General features: G+C 40.3%; 15 protein-coding genes and 1 pseudogene. 9 read left to right on the forward strand and 7 right to left on the reverse strand.

Annotated features, from left to right (window positions below; genetic code table 11):
* Nucleotides 1-96, forward strand: a pseudogene (locus QZ488_RS05185) (IS982 family transposase); the annotation flags it as partial.
* A gap of 59 nt (nt 97-155) precedes the next feature.
* Here QZ488_RS05185 and QZ488_RS05190 read toward each other — a convergent pair.
* On the reverse strand, nt 156-356 hold the full coding sequence (locus QZ488_RS05190) for a helix-turn-helix transcriptional regulator (protein WP_293746742.1): 201 nt from the start codon (nt 354-356) through the stop codon (nt 156-158).
* On the reverse strand, nt 353-775 hold the full coding sequence (locus tag QZ488_RS05195) for a hypothetical protein (RefSeq protein ID WP_293746743.1): 423 nt from the start codon (nt 773-775) through the stop codon (nt 353-355). Before QZ488_RS05195 ends, QZ488_RS05190 begins: the two co-directional genes overlap by 4 nt.
* Nucleotides 776-1,100: 325 nt before the next feature.
* Between QZ488_RS05195 and QZ488_RS05200 the strand changes: the two genes are divergently transcribed.
* Complete coding sequence (locus QZ488_RS05200; protein ID WP_293746744.1) at nt 1,101-2,240, forward strand: helix-turn-helix domain-containing protein; 1,140 nt, start codon at nt 1,101-1,103, stop codon at nt 2,238-2,240.
* Between the two features lie 141 nt (nt 2,241-2,381).
* Nucleotides 2,382-3,407: a DUF4405 domain-containing protein gene (locus tag QZ488_RS05205; protein ID WP_293746745.1), complete on the forward strand. Its 1,026-nt coding sequence runs from the start codon at nt 2,382-2,384 to the stop codon at nt 3,405-3,407.
* A gap of 55 nt (nt 3,408-3,462) precedes the next feature.
* Here QZ488_RS05205 and nspC read toward each other — a convergent pair whose 3' ends face one another.
* The 5 genes from nspC to QZ488_RS05230 all read right to left on the reverse strand — a co-directional run bounded on the left by nspC (nt 3,463) and on the right by QZ488_RS05230 (nt 8,305).
* On the reverse strand, nt 3,463-4,602 hold the full coding sequence (nspC, locus tag QZ488_RS05210) for a carboxynorspermidine decarboxylase (RefSeq protein ID WP_293746746.1): 1,140 nt from the start codon (nt 4,600-4,602) through the stop codon (nt 3,463-3,465).
* A 163-nt stretch (nt 4,603-4,765) separates the two neighbouring features.
* Complete coding sequence (locus tag QZ488_RS05215) at nt 4,766-5,968, reverse strand: saccharopine dehydrogenase family protein (RefSeq protein ID WP_293746747.1); 1,203 nt, start codon at nt 5,966-5,968, stop codon at nt 4,766-4,768.
* A 102-nt stretch (nt 5,969-6,070) separates the two neighbouring features.
* On the reverse strand, nt 6,071-6,613 hold the full coding sequence (locus QZ488_RS05220) for an ATP-binding protein (RefSeq protein ID WP_293746748.1): 543 nt from the start codon (nt 6,611-6,613) through the stop codon (nt 6,071-6,073).
* Nucleotides 6,610-7,230: a nicotinamide riboside transporter PnuC gene (gene pnuC / locus QZ488_RS05225; protein ID WP_293746749.1), complete on the reverse strand. Its 621-nt coding sequence runs from the start codon at nt 7,228-7,230 to the stop codon at nt 6,610-6,612. The genes QZ488_RS05220 and pnuC overlap by 4 nt, the downstream gene beginning before the upstream one ends.
* Before the next feature lie 175 nt (nt 7,231-7,405).
* The gene (locus tag QZ488_RS05230) at nt 7,406-8,305 is read right to left on the reverse strand and encodes a pyridoxal-phosphate dependent enzyme (RefSeq protein WP_293746750.1); all 900 of its coding nucleotides are present in this window, start codon (nt 8,303-8,305) and stop codon (nt 7,406-7,408) included.
* Nucleotides 8,306-8,381: 76 nt separating this feature from the next.
* Here QZ488_RS05230 and QZ488_RS05235 point away from each other — a divergent pair, with 76 nt between their 5' ends.
* From QZ488_RS05235 to ung, 6 genes are all read left to right on the forward strand, one after another.
* The gene (locus QZ488_RS05235) at nt 8,382-8,768 is read left to right on the forward strand and encodes an MAPEG family protein (RefSeq protein WP_293746751.1); all 387 of its coding nucleotides are present in this window, start codon (nt 8,382-8,384) and stop codon (nt 8,766-8,768) included.
* 247 nt (nt 8,769-9,015) lie between these two features.
* The gene (gene soxR, locus QZ488_RS05240) at nt 9,016-9,456 is read left to right on the forward strand and encodes a redox-sensitive transcriptional activator SoxR (RefSeq protein ID WP_293746752.1); all 441 of its coding nucleotides are present in this window, start codon (nt 9,016-9,018) and stop codon (nt 9,454-9,456) included.
* A gap of 335 nt (nt 9,457-9,791) precedes the next feature.
* Nucleotides 9,792-12,386, forward strand: coding sequence for a bifunctional aspartate kinase/homoserine dehydrogenase I (gene thrA, locus QZ488_RS05245; RefSeq protein WP_293746753.1), 2,595 nt, complete (start codon nt 9,792-9,794; stop codon nt 12,384-12,386).
* On the forward strand, nt 12,386-13,381 hold the full coding sequence (gene thrB, locus QZ488_RS05250; RefSeq protein ID WP_293746754.1) for a homoserine kinase: 996 nt from the start codon (nt 12,386-12,388) through the stop codon (nt 13,379-13,381). Before thrA ends, thrB begins: the two co-directional genes overlap by 1 nt.
* 70 nt (nt 13,382-13,451) lie before the next feature.
* Complete coding sequence (thrC, locus tag QZ488_RS05255; protein ID WP_293746755.1) at nt 13,452-14,735, forward strand: threonine synthase; 1,284 nt, start codon at nt 13,452-13,454, stop codon at nt 14,733-14,735.
* A gap of 9 nt (nt 14,736-14,744) precedes the next feature.
* Entirely contained in the window at nt 14,745-15,404 is a 660-nt protein-coding gene (ung, locus tag QZ488_RS05260; RefSeq protein WP_293746756.1) for a uracil-DNA glycosylase, read from the forward strand.
* Nucleotides 15,405-15,454: the final 50 nt, after the last annotated feature.

A 15,454-nucleotide genomic window follows, 5' to 3' on the forward strand; every position in this document is an offset into this window, starting at 1 on the left:
AATTTACTGGCAGGATTAGTGGCTTATTGCTTAAAGAAAGATAAGCCATCCCTTAATTTAACTGACGTAGAGCTTAACGCTATGATCGTTGCTTAAGCAGATCTGGGGTTATTTAGCCTGAGGCTTATATTTTAATAGTGTCGAAAACTTTTTTGCTATGTTTTCTCATCATCAATAAATATATCTTCAACTGTTAAATTGAACAGCCGAGCAATTTTAAATGCTAAAGGTAAGCTGGGATCAAACTTGCCTTTTTCGATTGCATTGGCCGTTTGACGTGAGACCTGCAGAGCGTTAGCTAAATCAGCTTGAGTCCAGTCTCGTTCAGCGCGAAGTACTTTTAATCGGTTCTTCATTTGTATTTTCCATTGCCGATTAAAATACTGAGGATATATGTGATGCCCATTATCATTATTAGATGGCTGATTTCTGGCTCGAAGGTTATCAGTTTTATATCTTCCAATTGCTCATAAGCAATACCGGCTATCAAACCCACCCCTAGGGTTATGCCCATGGCATCCATGGTAATTTTGCGTTGTAATTCGTCAAGGTTTGCTAAATGTTTAACGTTCACCATGATCATAGCGAAGCCTAACGCTAGGTGAGTAATCAAAGCAGAAATTGAATAAGCAGGATGGTAATCCCAAATGTATTCAGCGCCAAATCTCAATAAGGCGGTACTGGCTACCCAAGCTAAAGTCCATAATGCAAGACTCAAAAGTTGAGTCTTATTCTGTTGTGTACAGTCCATATCGTCGTGTTTAATGTCATTCATAAGTCAAACTCTCAAGTCATAAAGTAAAATAAGCTTTACTTTTAAGGTGAGTTTAGTTTTAAAATAGTTTTTGTCAAGTGTATTTGACAAAAAGAATGTACAGCATGACGATTGGATTGCTTGTCCTTACCCTTATTAAACATAAATTAATCTACGAATTTACAATAACATCAGTTACTTATGAAATTATTCGAAGCTCTTTACTTTATTTAACTAAGTTTCAGTGTCAATGGATAAAGTGATAGAAATAGGGCATGATCCTGTGCCATGTGTAGGCACTTAGTGCTGTGTTCCAGTAGTTTCATAAAACCTAAAGACAAACTTAATGTTCGATTTTATCTTCAATGCAGCCGATGCCGTTTTACTATTAAACTTTATTTTTTCATGTTTATTGGTTGGAGCTGCTTGGTATTTCCGCACACTCATAGTTGATAGTCGCTGGTTTGTTATCGCAGGAGTTGCCAATGCTTTTGCGATATTTATGTTGTTTAGCTATTTTCAAAACTCCATCTACCATGCATCTCAAGCCGTTCTAGATTCGCCGCTTATGGTGGCTGCGAACATAATACATTTTCTCACTCCTCTTGCAGTAATGACCTTGTTGCGAAGCAAACTACGCAGTGCGGCTTATTTTACCTGGCTTGAAAAAAGCTACTTAATACTTAGTGTGATTATCATGCTGTATTTTATGTATCGGTATGTTTTTGCTGATTTCTATATGTGCCCCTCAATGCAATATTGTTTGAACACTAACCTTGAGTCTCGCTGTAGTGAGCGAACCTATTGTGCTGTAAATGGTTTATTTGGCTTGGCGAGTATATTAAAACTAGTGTTTGTGGCTTTGTTAATTGGCTTGTGGATAAGGTATAAAGATAACATTTTACAATCCCATTGGTTGTTGCGCGCAGTATTACTTTGTTATGCCGTTTATTGGTCTTGGCGCTCATTGTCAGCAATATTGATTGTATCTGGCGTGATGCCGGTTGAGTCAAGCGTCACTTCTTTATTGGTTTTGGAGTTGTTTTGTGTGGTGTCTTTATTTGTTTGGTTTATGCAATTGGTTGCTGCGCAATTTTTGACTGAGCATGGGCAAAAAATAACGGCGGAACAAAACCTAAAGAGCAAGCTCGATAAAAATACCAGTACGCTGCAAAACTACCTTGAACTGCATCAACCCCAGTTTCAAAAGAACTTAACCTTAGAGCGATTGGCCGAGCAAGTTGGCTTGCCGAGTCGTGATTTGTCTTCAGTGATTAATCAACATTTTCAGACTAATTACACTGATTTTGTTAATTCTCTACGAATTCAACAAGCGAAACTTTTATTAAGTGCCCAAGGTGAGCCTTTAAGTATTCAAAGCATTTTTGCTCAAATTGGCTTTAACAGTAAAACCGCCTTTAATACCGCGTTTAAAAAACATACCGGCATGACACCTTCTCAATTTCGACAACAACAACAGAATTAACTCTAAGTTTGACGTTCCGATCTCTGTTTTACACCTATCGGCACTAGGTAAACATAGGGTTTCTGATTGATACTTTTTCCAACGATTTGGTTTAACCAAGTTTTAATTTTGGTCATTTGGGAAACAGCGGGAGAAATATCCTTGAAGTTAAATATTCGATTAGTAGTTACTGTGGTCATGTCTGTGGCGTTTATGGTGTTGTTGGTGTCAGGCGTATTGTTATATAGCACTGAATACGGCTATTTTACTGCCTCATTGCATGTATGGGCTTCAATTTTGGTCATTGTTGGTGTGGGTTGGCATTTAAAAAATAATTGGAAGGCTTATACACGTCACCTAAGCATTAAGCAGGGCAAGTTGGCTTTTATTTTAGTGCTACTGGGGGTTGCCCCTGTGTCTTACGGGATCATTGTTGATTTAGCGCCTTTTGTCAGTGTGATTAAATTTGGTCAAAACCTGCGCTCGGCAGGTTCGGTACGAGAAGGTGACTTTTCGTTAGTGGATTTGTCTGGTGGTCAATCGGGTGGCTTGTCGGTTTTTGTCAAAGCAGGGCAGCATTATCAGTCTGAACCACAACCTTTATTTTTAGGTTTTAGTTACACCGCCACGCCGCAAATTGCTATTTGGATAGAAGATCAACAAGGCAACTTCGTTAAAACCTTATACGTTACCAATAAACTGTCGAATTCTAGTTTTAGGCCTAAACCAGAAGAGCCAGAAGTGATCCGTCGCCCCGAAGCCTTGCCTTATTGGGGACATCGCAGTGCCGGCCCATCAAAAGATGGCTTGTATGTACCAGAGGTTGGTTCGACAAAATATGACGGTTTTACCGCTGCTACACCTAAAAGTGACCATTTGTTATTGTTACCCAAACAAACAGCTGCAAAATATAAAGTGTTGATGGAAGTTAACCGTACATATGACTTTAATGCTTATTATTCTAAGGACAGGTATCCGCAAGATCCTGTTTATAGTGGCAGCGGTTCATCAGGACAACCCTCATTGATTTATGCAGCAGATATCGATACCAGTGTGACAGGTGAGGCGTTATTTTCTTTGATTGGTCATGGTCATCACTCAGGGCAAAATGGTGATTTATTCACAGACCTAGATAATATCAGTACAGCTAAAAGCATCATCGCTTTTGGTGTGGTTCAACAATTATAAAAAAAGGCCAGACGTTGTCTGGCCATTTGTTTTTATTCAGTGGCCAAACAAAAATTTAGGACAGCTTATTTTTGAAATCTTCATACTCAAACTTACGCACCAGCTCAAAGCTACCGTCTTTGTGAATTAGCCCAATTGAGGGGTGTTCCACCCCGTTAAAGAAGGTGGTTTTGACCATAGTGTAGTGGATCATATCTTCAAATATTATCCGCTCACCTATTTGTAATTCATGATCAAAACTATATAAATCAATGGCATCACCGGCTAAACAAGAGTTACCGCCAAACCGATAAGTGTAAGGTTTCTCACCTGCTTTACCTGCGCCATGTACTTCTGGGCGATAGGGCATTTCTAATACATCTGGCATGTGAGCCGTGGCTGACATATCTAATATGGCTATTTTACCATCATTTTCGACTATATCGACTACTTCAGTCACTAAACAACCTGTTTGCCATGCGACTGCCGAACCCGGTTCAAGGATAACGGTTAGATGCGGGTGACGTTGTTTAAATGCTTTTAAGGTCTGAATAAGGTGTTCGACGTCGTACCCGTCTCGGGTCATAAGGTGCCCACCACCAAGATTAATCCATTTTAAATGGGGTAACCAGTGTGCAAACTTTTGCTCTACCGCTTTAATAGTGCGCTCTGTGGCAAAAGAATCACATTCGCACAAATTATGAATATGGAATCCCTCAATGCCAGTTAAATCTGCACCTTCAAGATCTTTGGCTTTGATACCCAATCGCGAGCCTGGTGCGCTGGGATCATATAATGCGGTTTCTGTTTCACTATGCTCAGGATTGACTCTTAATCCTGCAGACACACCTGCTTGTAATATTTGATCTTTGTATCTGTTCCACTGGCCTAAACTATTAAAAGATATGTGATTAACTAAATTTACTAATTCATTGATATCGTTAGGTTTAAAGGCGGGAGAGTAGGCATGTACTTGTTTGCCTATTTCTTCTTTTCCTAGCCTTGCTTCCCATACTGCACTGGCGGTTGAGCCTTGTAAATACTGCTTTATGAGTCCAAAGGTTGACCACATAGAAAAACCTTTGAGCGCTAAAATAATCTCTACACCACTCTCACTTTGGACACGCTGCATGAGCTGTAAATTAGCTTCAAGTGCAGTCTCTTCACATACATAACAAGGGCTAGGGATAGCTGGGTTTAACATAGGATCTTGCATAAAAAAGGCTACTTTTGGTTACTATTTAAATTGGCTGCAAAGGATCGCTTTGCCAATATGAGAATTAAAGTAAAAAGGCTTTACTAATGAGGCAAAACCTTTTGAACTAAGAGCTACGAGAGTTTTTAACTCGTTACTGGCAGCTAGAAACTCTAAGCTGTTTTTATCTCTTAAAGGGACTTTCGTCACATTCGATCACATGCCAAGGCAAACCGTGAATGTTTAGCATCTCCATAAAGGGATCGGGATCGAACTGCTCCATATTCCATACACCTGGTTTTTTCCATGTGCCATTTAACATCAAGGACGCGCCAATCATGGCGGGGACGCCAGTAGTATAAGACACAGCCTGAGCGCCTACTTCTTCATGACACTTGGCGTGTTCACAATTGTTATAGATAAAGATGGTTTTTTCTTGGCCATCTTTTACGCCTGTTATGTAGGTACCGATACAGGTTTGACCGGTATATCCGTCAGCTAGTGAACCTGGATCAGGCAGTACAGCTTTCAAAAACTCTAAAGGTACAATTTGTTGGCCTTGGAAATTGATAGGCGCAATACTGGTCATGCCTATGCCTTCGAGTACTTTTAAGTGGGTTAAATAAGCGTCACCAAAGGTCATCCAAAAACGTGCGCGTTTAAGGGTAGGGAAGTGTTTAACCAGAGACTCTAATTCTTCATGGAACATCAAATATGACGCTCGTACGCCTATATTTTGGTAATCAAGATCTTCACGTACACTTAATGGGTCCGTTTCTTTCCACTCACCATTTTCGTAAAAGCGTCCACGCTGAGTGATTTCACGAATGTTGATTTCAGGGTTGAAGTTAGTCGCAAAGGCCTGACCGTGATCGCCGCCATTACAGTCGACAATATCGAGGTAATGAATTTCATCAAAGTAGTGTTTAGCTGCATAAGCCGTATAAACATTAGTCACACCGGGATCAAATCCACTGCCTAATAGTGCCATCAAACCAGCTTTTTGGAATTTTTCTTGGTAAGCCCATTGCCAAGAATATTCGAATTTAGCCACATCTTTAGGTTCATAATTGGCTGTATCTAAGTAGTCTACGCCGGTTTCTAAACATGCATCCATTATGGCTAAGTCTTGGTAAGGCAGAGCTAAGTTTACCACCAAGTCAGGCTTAACTTGGTTGATCACTGCAACCACTTCACTGGCATGATCGGCATCAACTGCAAACACACCTTTGACTCTGTCTATTCCCACTTCTTTTTGCAGTGCTTCACATTTTGAAACTGTGCGGCTAGCAAGATAAATTTCATCAAATAACTCGGGTAAACGAGCACACTTTTTTATGGTAACTGCAGCTACGCCACCAGCGCCAATAATCAAAACTCGGGACATGGTTAGTTCCTAATTAAGCAAGGTTGTAATAAAAGTTGAATGCTAGCAGTAATTTATTGTGGTGCAAGTTGAATATTGAAAAACCAGGCGCAAGATCCTTAATTAACTAGTACACATTTCCATTGGTGCTAAAGCAAGAGATGTGAGAACCGCTTGTTTTCTTTGTTCGAGATTACCTGATACCAGTATGTGTTTAATGCCATATTCTTTTAGATATTGACGGTTAAAAACTTGAAATTCGTGACGATTTGCGTCGCCCGAACGCTCCCACGTATCATCGTAAGGGATATCATCATCACATAACACCACTAAGTCATATCGTTGCCAACATGCTTTAGCGAGCCTTTCTAACTCTGGCAATGCCACTTGGTGGTAATGCAGAGCAAAATGCCAGGTAGTAAACGCGCTGGTATCACAGAACAAAAACTTGTTAGCCCTTGCGGTTGCTTGGTCTTCCAAATGGTTTTGGGTTTGAGCAATATGCAATAGTTGTTCTGGGGTTAATCGCCTGTCGACTTGGTGAGTTATCCAATACTCGCGTCCATATTCCGGCACTGTGACTGTGCCTAGTTCTTTGGCGAGTGTTTCACACAAGGTGGTTTTACCGGTAGACGGGCCACCTAAAAATACAATTTTTTTGATCACGAAATGCACGAGCCTTTATATGAATTTAGGGTTAAGTGTTTATACCATTGCCATTGACCGATAATCGCCATGACTAAGAAACAGGCGTACAAAGCTGAAGTTGGGAATAGACCCTTCTGCCAATATATGGCGATCGCCACTATGTCTACGATAATCCATACCGTCCAGTTCAATAATTTTTTATGTGACAATAACCATTGGGCTGCCAAACTTGCACAAGTGGTAAACGCATCAGGGTAGGGGAAACTAGCGTCAGTATAGAGGGCCATTATTGTGCCGAGTAAACTAGTACTACCTACAATAGCGATAAGCCACAGCACATATTCTTTGGCTGTTCCTGGGTTCACTATCACGTGGCCGGTTGTATCCTGTGTATTTTTCCATAGAAACCAACCATATATTTGAAAACCAATATAAAACACGTGTAATGCCATATCTGAATACAGCTTCACGTCATAAAAGATCCATGTGTAAATACTGACTTGTACAAAGCCAAAAGCAAAACACCAGATATTTCGTTTTATGACTAAGTAAACGCAGATAAAGCCAGAGACTGTTGCGACCCATTCCTGTGGAGAAGCGCCGGCAAATCCTTGCAGCCATTCAAGCCAGTTCATAAAAACCTGTGAAAAATGTTGAAAGGTATCATTTGCTTAACGAGTCATGGCTGAAAGTAGGGCAAGAAAAACTAGATTTGAATAAACAATAAAACATCTTTGTAAGGTGGCTTTTTAATGGAAGAGCTTAATGACTAACAATTTACGTATCTTTGGAGCGTAAATCAATGATGACTTACCTCGCACCCTGCAAACCTCCGGTATGTAACGCCAAGATACGACTTTTTTTGGGAAAGAATCCCTTGTTAATCAGGTCTTGTAATGCGAAAAATAGTTTTCCACTATAAACAGGCTCAATTTCAATCTCGGTTTGTTGATAAAAATCGTGGCAAAACTGGGTAAGTTCATAATTAGACTTAGCGTAACCCCCAAAATGATAGTTGTGATTGATTTGCCAGTTGTTGGTGTCGGTATCATTCCTTAGTAAATCCTTTACTAGTTGTTCTAGATAACCTTCACCTTTTAACACGCCAATACCTAATACTTGGCAATTATGTTGTTTGAGGTCTTTTGTTGCTCCTTGAATTAACCCAGCAAGGGTGCCACCGCTGGCTACTGGAGCCAAAATATAATCATACTGACTTTGCAGTTCTTGAATGATTTCCTCAACGCCTTGCAGCGCTTGTAACTGTGAGCCCCCTTCTGGGATAACTAAAGCATCGGGATATTGATGCTGCAGTAATTTTAGATAATTAGGTTCGGCTCGTTGTTGATATGTTTTTCGGTCAACATATAGAATATCGGTGTTCCAACTGATTAAATCTAGCAACATCGGGCTAGGGTTTTGTGAATAATCCCCCCTTATGATGGCAGTGAATCGAATATTGAGAGTGTGGCAGCAATAACCTAAAGCGTGTAGATGATTTGAAAAACCGCCACCAAAACTGATGATATGTTTGGTGTTGGCTTCAATCGCAGGTAATAACGCATGTTTTAGCTTGCGCCATTTATTACCTGATATGACTGGGTGCAGTAAATCATCACGTTTTACCGTGAGTGTTATTTCTTGCTGAGCGGCCCAGTCAGGTTGGATAATTGTTTCAACTGAAGGCGCCACTATTTTCAACTGATTCAACAAATTGATTTTCTTCAATCTACTTCTGTTTTACCCTCGATGGTGAATGTTAACTAGTCAAATTATAGGGCCTACTATGACCATCATTATGATCTGCTTATTTATCGCAACCTTAATGCCGATGATTGCTAAAGTGCCTTTAGCTTGGGCTATGAATAAAGCCGGTGGCTATGATAATCGAAACCCGAGAGAGCAACAAAAATCTTTGTCAGGTTTTGGCGCGAGAGCTAAAGCGGCTCACGAGAACTGTTTTGAAGCCTTAATCATGTTTACTCCTGGCGCGCTCGCGGTACTTATCACTAATAACGCAGGCCATTTAACCGAATATTTGGCTATTGCCTTTGTTGTGTCACGATTCGCTTACCTTTTGGCATATTACGCTGACAAACACCTATTACGTAGTGCTTTTTGGGGAGTAGGTTTTATATCTTCTTTGGCACTACTTTGGTTAGCTATTCCTTAGTTAACAATGAATACTTTAAAACTAATTCTTACTTCAAATACATAGTGCCATTGTAGGTGTCTATGATTTTTTTAGGGATGTTTTTAAGGTGACTCTTGATTGTGTTTATCAGATTTTTCATAATATTTTCCTCGTAGTTGTTGCAATGTGTTTATTCAATAAACACATGTTAATACCTCATGTTAACTTGAGGTAAAGCGTTTTTTTATCTATATTCAACTCACTTGTTGATTGATAGGGTGAAGATATGGAAGACGCAAATTTGTCCGTTGGGTACGTGGCCGGGCGCACAGGAGTGAAAGTGTCTACTTTGCACTTCTATGAACAAAAAGGCTTGATTAGAAGTTGGCGTAATCAAGGTAATCAAAGGCGTTACAAGCGAGATGTGTTACGTCGAATCTCAGTAATAAAAGCAGCCCAAAGATTAGGTATCAGCCTACAAAGTATTCATCAAACCTTCTTAGGCATGCCAAATGAACGCACCCCAGATAAAAAAGACTGGGCGCAGTTATCAAAACGTTGGCAGCAACAACTCGATCAACAAATCAATTCGTTAACTAAACTTCGTGATTCACTAGATGGTTGTATAGGTTGCGGCTGCTTATCGATGCAAAACTGCCCTATTTATAATCCAGACGATGAGTTGGAAGCCTTGGGTCCAGGTCCGGTAATATTAGATAGGAAGTAGTATTCAACCAGAGTTCAGGTTATTTAGAAAATATAGGGCAGCGAAACTTTCAATTAGTTGGAAAAAGCTTCAGCTAAATAGTATTTATAACTGTAGGCAAGCGATTTGTTTTTTCTAATAAAACTATAACCGATTATATTTTTGTGTCGTTTGCGTAATAAAACTCAGCAAAATTAGCAGCAATATAATCCAGCTTTTATTACTTACAACAAAGCAGCTATATCAAATAACAAAACATCGTTAACTGTCGGTTGACTTATAGACGTCTATACGGCAAATTGAGTCTATGAAAACAAATACATTCCGCATTACCAGCATGATGATTACCACCCTCGATGAGGTGGTCGCCGGCTAGTGCAAACGCATTACACATTAAAAGCCCGCAACCACAGCGGGCTTTTTTGTTATCTGGATGCTCAAAAATACGTAATAAATATTGTGTGTTGAAAACAGTTAAGGAAGTAAAAATGAAGGTATTGAAGTTTGGCGGATCGTCTCTCGCTGATGCAGAACGTTACTTAAGAGTAAAAGACATTAGTCTCGCATGTCATACCGAAACAGGTGCGGCAGTTGTGTTGTCTGCTCCAAAGGGCGTGACCAATGCCTTGTCACTTTTGTGTGATGAAGCCGCATCGGGCAAGGATTACGGTGAGCTATTTGCCAAATTGAATATGGTTTTGTTTGGTATTTTAGAAGACTTGCAAACAAACGTACCTAATTTCTCTCAAGCTAAATTAGCTGAGTTTATTCAACACACGTTAAATGACCTTAATCAGCATTTAGAAGGGTTTGCATTGCTACGCTGTGCGCCTGAGCAAGTTGTAGCTAAAGTGTTGAGCATTGGTGAATACATCAGTGTGAATATTTTCAGTGAAATTTTAACCACCTTAGGTCACGCCAATAGCATTATTGATCCGGTTAAATATATTATCGCTGAAGGTGATTATTTAGACAGCATTGCCGATGTATCTGCGAGTAAAGCCCGATTTAGTGATGTAGATATTTCAGGTGAACAAATCTTAATTATGCCGGGTTTTGTTGCGGTAAATGAAGCCGGTGAAAAAGTCACCTTAGGTCGTAATGGTTCAGATTATTCTGCTGCAATTTTAGCTGCTTGTATTGGTGCTGAATGTTGTGAGATTTGGACCGATGTTGATGGTGTGTATAACGCAGATCCTAACCAAGTTGAAGGTGCGGTATTACTTGATAAACTGACTTATCAAGAAGCAATGGAGTTGTCTTATTTTGGCGCGAAAGTATTACACCCCAAAACGATTGGTCCCATCGCGCAGCATCATATCCCTTGTTTAATTCGCAATACCCTTAACCCATCAGCGCCGGGTACATTAATCAGTAATGAAGCCAGTACAAAATGGACAAGCGTTAAAGGTATTTCGCACTTAGATGATATGACCATGTTTAATGTCGCTGGTCCGGGTATGAAGGGCATGGTAGGCATGGCTAGCCGCGTGTTCGAAATCATGTCTAACGCAAACATCTCTATTAGTTTAATTACTCAGTCTTCATCTGAATACAGCATCAGTTTTTGTATTCACAGCAAAGATGCGAGTCGGGCACAGGATTTATTAGAAGATTCATTTGCCCTAGAACTCAGTAATCAATTACTAGACCCTATTGAAGTGCGTCATGAATTGGCCATTGTTACTTTGGTTGGTGACGGCATGCGTCACTCAAAAGGTTTAGCTGCTAAGTTCTTTAGTTCCCTTGCACAAGCAAGAGTGAATAATGTGGCAATCGCTCAGGGCTCGTCTGAACGTTCTATTTCTACTGTCATAGAGTCCAGTAAAGCGAAGAAAGCCGTTAAAGTCGTGCATCAGAATTTTTTCTCTAACCTACATGCCATAGATGCGTTCTTAGTGGGCTGCGGTAGTGTAGGAAAAGAACTACTAGCCCAAATCGCTCGCCAGCAAGCTGCTTTGTTGGAAAAAAATATTAGCTTAAAAGTGTATGGTATTGCCAATAGTAAGAAGCTGTTGCTGCAATCGGCGGGTATTGATTTAAATTCACCTTGGCTGGAAGAATTAGAGCAAAGCGATAAACAGTTCACTATCGAAAATTTGAAAAACTTTATTCATGATAATAGTTTGGTTAACCCCGTTATAATCGACTGTACTAGCAGTACACAAATTGCTGAACAATATCCGCAGATGATGTTAGATGGTTTCCATGTAGTTACGCCTAACAAAAAGGCCAATACTGCAAGCACAGAGTTTTATCAGTTATTAAGAGAAACCGCGCAGAAGACTAATCGCCAATTTTTGTATGAAACGACAGTAGGCGCTGGTTTACCTGTTATTGATAATTTACAAAACTTGTTTTATGCAGGCGATGAATTAGTTCGCTTTGAAGGTATTTTATCCGGTTCGTTGTCTTTTGTATTTGGGAAGTTGGACGAAGGCTTGAGCTTGTCAGAAGCCACCGAAATTGCTAAAAAGAATGGGTTTACTGAACCTGACCCTCGTGATGATTTGAGTGGTATGGACGTGGCCAGAAAACTTTTGATTATGGCCCGTGAATCAGGCTTAACCCTTGAGTTATCAGACATCACAATTGAACCAGTATTACCCGCTTCTTTTGATGCCAGTGGCAGTATAGAAGAATTTATGGCTCGTTTACCTGAATTAGATAACTATTATGCAGAGAAAATAGCTTCAGCGAAAAGTGAAGGCAAAGTTTTGCGTTATGTTGGTTCAATTGACCACGGTAAATGTGTGGTCAGTATCGAAGCTGTGGGTGAATCACATCCTTTGTATATGGTAAAAGAAGGTGAAAATGCCTTGGCTATTCACAGTCATTATTACCAACCGATTCCCTATGTTATTAGAGGTTATGGTGCAGGCGCTGCTGTAACTGCGGCTGGTGTATTCGCCGATGTCATGCGCACTATGCCTTGGAAACAATCTATCTAATGTCAGATGATAAAATGAAACAATCTATCTTAAGGGCCTATGCGCCTGCTTCAATTGGTAACGTAAGTTTAGGTTTTGACTTACTAGGTGCGGCATTAAAACCAATAGACGGCAGCTTGCTTGGTGATGAAGTTGATATAGAGATAGCAGACACATACAGTCTAGTGGTCAAAGGACGTTTTGCCGACAAATTGCCAGCTGATCCAAGCAGCAATATTGTTACCCGATGTTATCAGCACTTTATTGCTGTGTTAGAGCAACAAGGTCATGCAAAAAGTACTATCCCTGCACTTAAAATGACATTGCATAAACATTTACCTATTGGCAGTGGTTTAGGTTCTAGCGCTAGCTCCATTGTGGCTGCGTTACATGGCTTAAATCAGTTCTTTGCCGAGCATTTTGGTAAAGTGCCGTTAAACGATAATGAATTGTTGTTGGTGATGGGCGAGCTTGAAGGGCAAATCAGTGGTAGTGTGCATTACGATAATGTTGCGCCATGTTTCCTCGGTGGGCTAACTTTAATGGCCGAACACAAAGGTCAAGTGGCATTACAATTACCTGTGTTTGAAAATTGGTATTGGGTCTCTTGTTACTCTGGTATCAGTGTATCAACTGCCGCAGCGCGGGATATTCTGCCAAAACAGGTATCGATGGTTGATACTATTAAGTTTGGCCGTCAGTTGGCCGTGTTTACTGATGCTTTATATCGCAAGGATGAAAATCTTGCTGCTGCTATGATGTGTGATGTGATTGCTGAACCTTATCGTAAATCGCTTCTGCCAAGGTTCGATGAATCACGTACTTTTGCTGAACAACACGGCGCGTTAGCATTTGGTATTTCAGGCTCTGGGCCAACAGTATTTGCTGTGTGCGATAATTTAGAAAACGCCAAAATAATTAATCAATGGCTAGCTGATAACTATATTCAAAATGACACAGGTTTTAGTCATATTTGCCAGCTGGACATGAGTGGTGCATCCGTAAGCCACTCTTGAAAGCGAACGCTTTCATAGGAGCTAGTAACCGATTACTAGCGCAATATATAAGAATTAGGAAGGTAGTAAAGTGGAACTCGTAAATTTAAAAGATGCATCAGATAAAGCTAGCTTCGCAGAAGCGGTAAAAAAGGGCTTAGGTAAAAACCAAGGGTTGTTTTTCCCAAAACAACTACCTAAATTCGATGATATTGAATCAGTATTGGCTATGCCTTTTGTAGAACGCAGTGTAGAAATTTTAACGACCTTAATTGGTGATGAATTACCCCGCGAAACAGTCACTGGCATAGTAGAGCGAGCATTTGTGTTTGGCGCTCCTTTAGCTAAGGTCAAAGATAATGTATATATCTTGGAGCTTTTCCACGGGCCAACATTAGCCTTCAAAGACTTTGGTGGTCGATTTATGGCCCAGTGTTTGGTTGAAATCTCAGATGGTCAGCCAATTACTATTTTAACAGCTACCTCGGGTGATACCGGTGCCGCTGTAGCCCATGCGTTTCATGGCATCGAAAATATTAATGTAGTGATCTTGTATCCAAAAGGCAAAATCAGCCAACTACAAGAAAAGTTATTTACCACTCTAGGTGGCAACATCCATACGGTAGCCATTGAAGACGATTTTGACGCTTGTCAGCAATTAGTCAAAAGTGCTTTTGATGATCCAGATGTACGTGATGGATTACACTTAAATTCTGCAAACTCGATTAATATCAGTCGCTTGGCAGCGCAGGTTTGTTATTACTTTGAAGCTGTGTCACAACTTACTCCCGCCGAACGTGAAGATTTAGTGATTTCAGTACCTAGCGGTAATTTTGGTAACTTAACTGCAGGCCTGATTGCAAAAGTAATGGGTCTACCAGTCAAACATTTTATTGCCGCCACTAACTTAAACGATACTGTTCCACGTTATTTGAAAACTGGCGAGTGGGCACCTCATGATACTGTAGCGACTTTGTCAAACGCCATGGATGTGAGTCAACCTAACAACTGGCCGCGCATTGAAGCCATGATTGAACAAGGGCTAGTGGACAAATCTGTTATCTCTGGCGATACGGTAGACGAAGAATATACCCAAGTGGCTATGCGTCAATTAGCTCAACTAGGTTATGTCAGTGAGCCTCATGCAGCCATCGCTTATAAAGCCTTGGTGAGAAAAATGGAAGAAGGCCAGACAGGTATTTTCTTAGGTACTGCTCATCCGGCTAAATTTCGTGAAACAGTCGAAAACGTTTTAGGACAACCTATTAGTTTGCCACAACCCTTGGCTGACTGTGCTGGTAAAGAAGGTTTGTCAGCTGAGCTAGCAAATGACTATCAAGCATTGAAAGCACATTTGTTTAGTTTGTTGGGTTAACAATATCCAATGAGTACTTGGGCCGATATTTTAAGTCATGAAAAACAGCAGCCTTATTTCCAGCAGATTATGCAATTTGTACAAAGTGAAAGGGCTGCAGGCAAAACTATCTATCCGCCTGAGCAAGATGTATTTAATGCTTTTACCCTGACCGAAGTTGAAAATGTAAAAGTAGTCATACTTGGTCAAGACCCTTACCACGGCCCTAATCAAGCACATGGTTTGTGTTTTTCGGTATTACCTAATGTTAAAAAGCCCCCTTCATTAGTCAATATTTATAAAGAATTAGCTTCCGATATTTCAAGTTTTAGCATTCCACAGCATGGCTTTTTGCAAAGTTGGGCAGAGCAGGGAGTATTGCTGCTAAATACAGTTCTTACCGTTGAACAAGGGCAAGCCCATTCACATTCCAAAATAGGTTGGGAACGATTTACTGATACTGTTGTTCGACAATTGAATGATCATTGTGACGGATTGGTATTTTTGTTGTGGGGCAGTCATGCTCAGAAAAAGGGCGCGGTAATAGATAAACACAAACATCATGTGCTGAGTGCACCCCATCCTTCACCTCTGTCAGCCCACCGTGGCTTTTTGGGTTGTAAACATTTCTCACAAACTAATAGTCTTTTAAAACAACAAAACAAAAGCCCAGTTAACTGGCAAGTTTAGTCGTTTAATTGTTTTCTAATATATTTGTTTAATAACACTTTATATTGAAA

Source organism: uncultured Paraglaciecola sp., assembly GCF_913020055.1.
Taxonomy (GTDB): Bacteria; Pseudomonadota; Gammaproteobacteria; order Enterobacterales; family Alteromonadaceae; genus Paraglaciecola.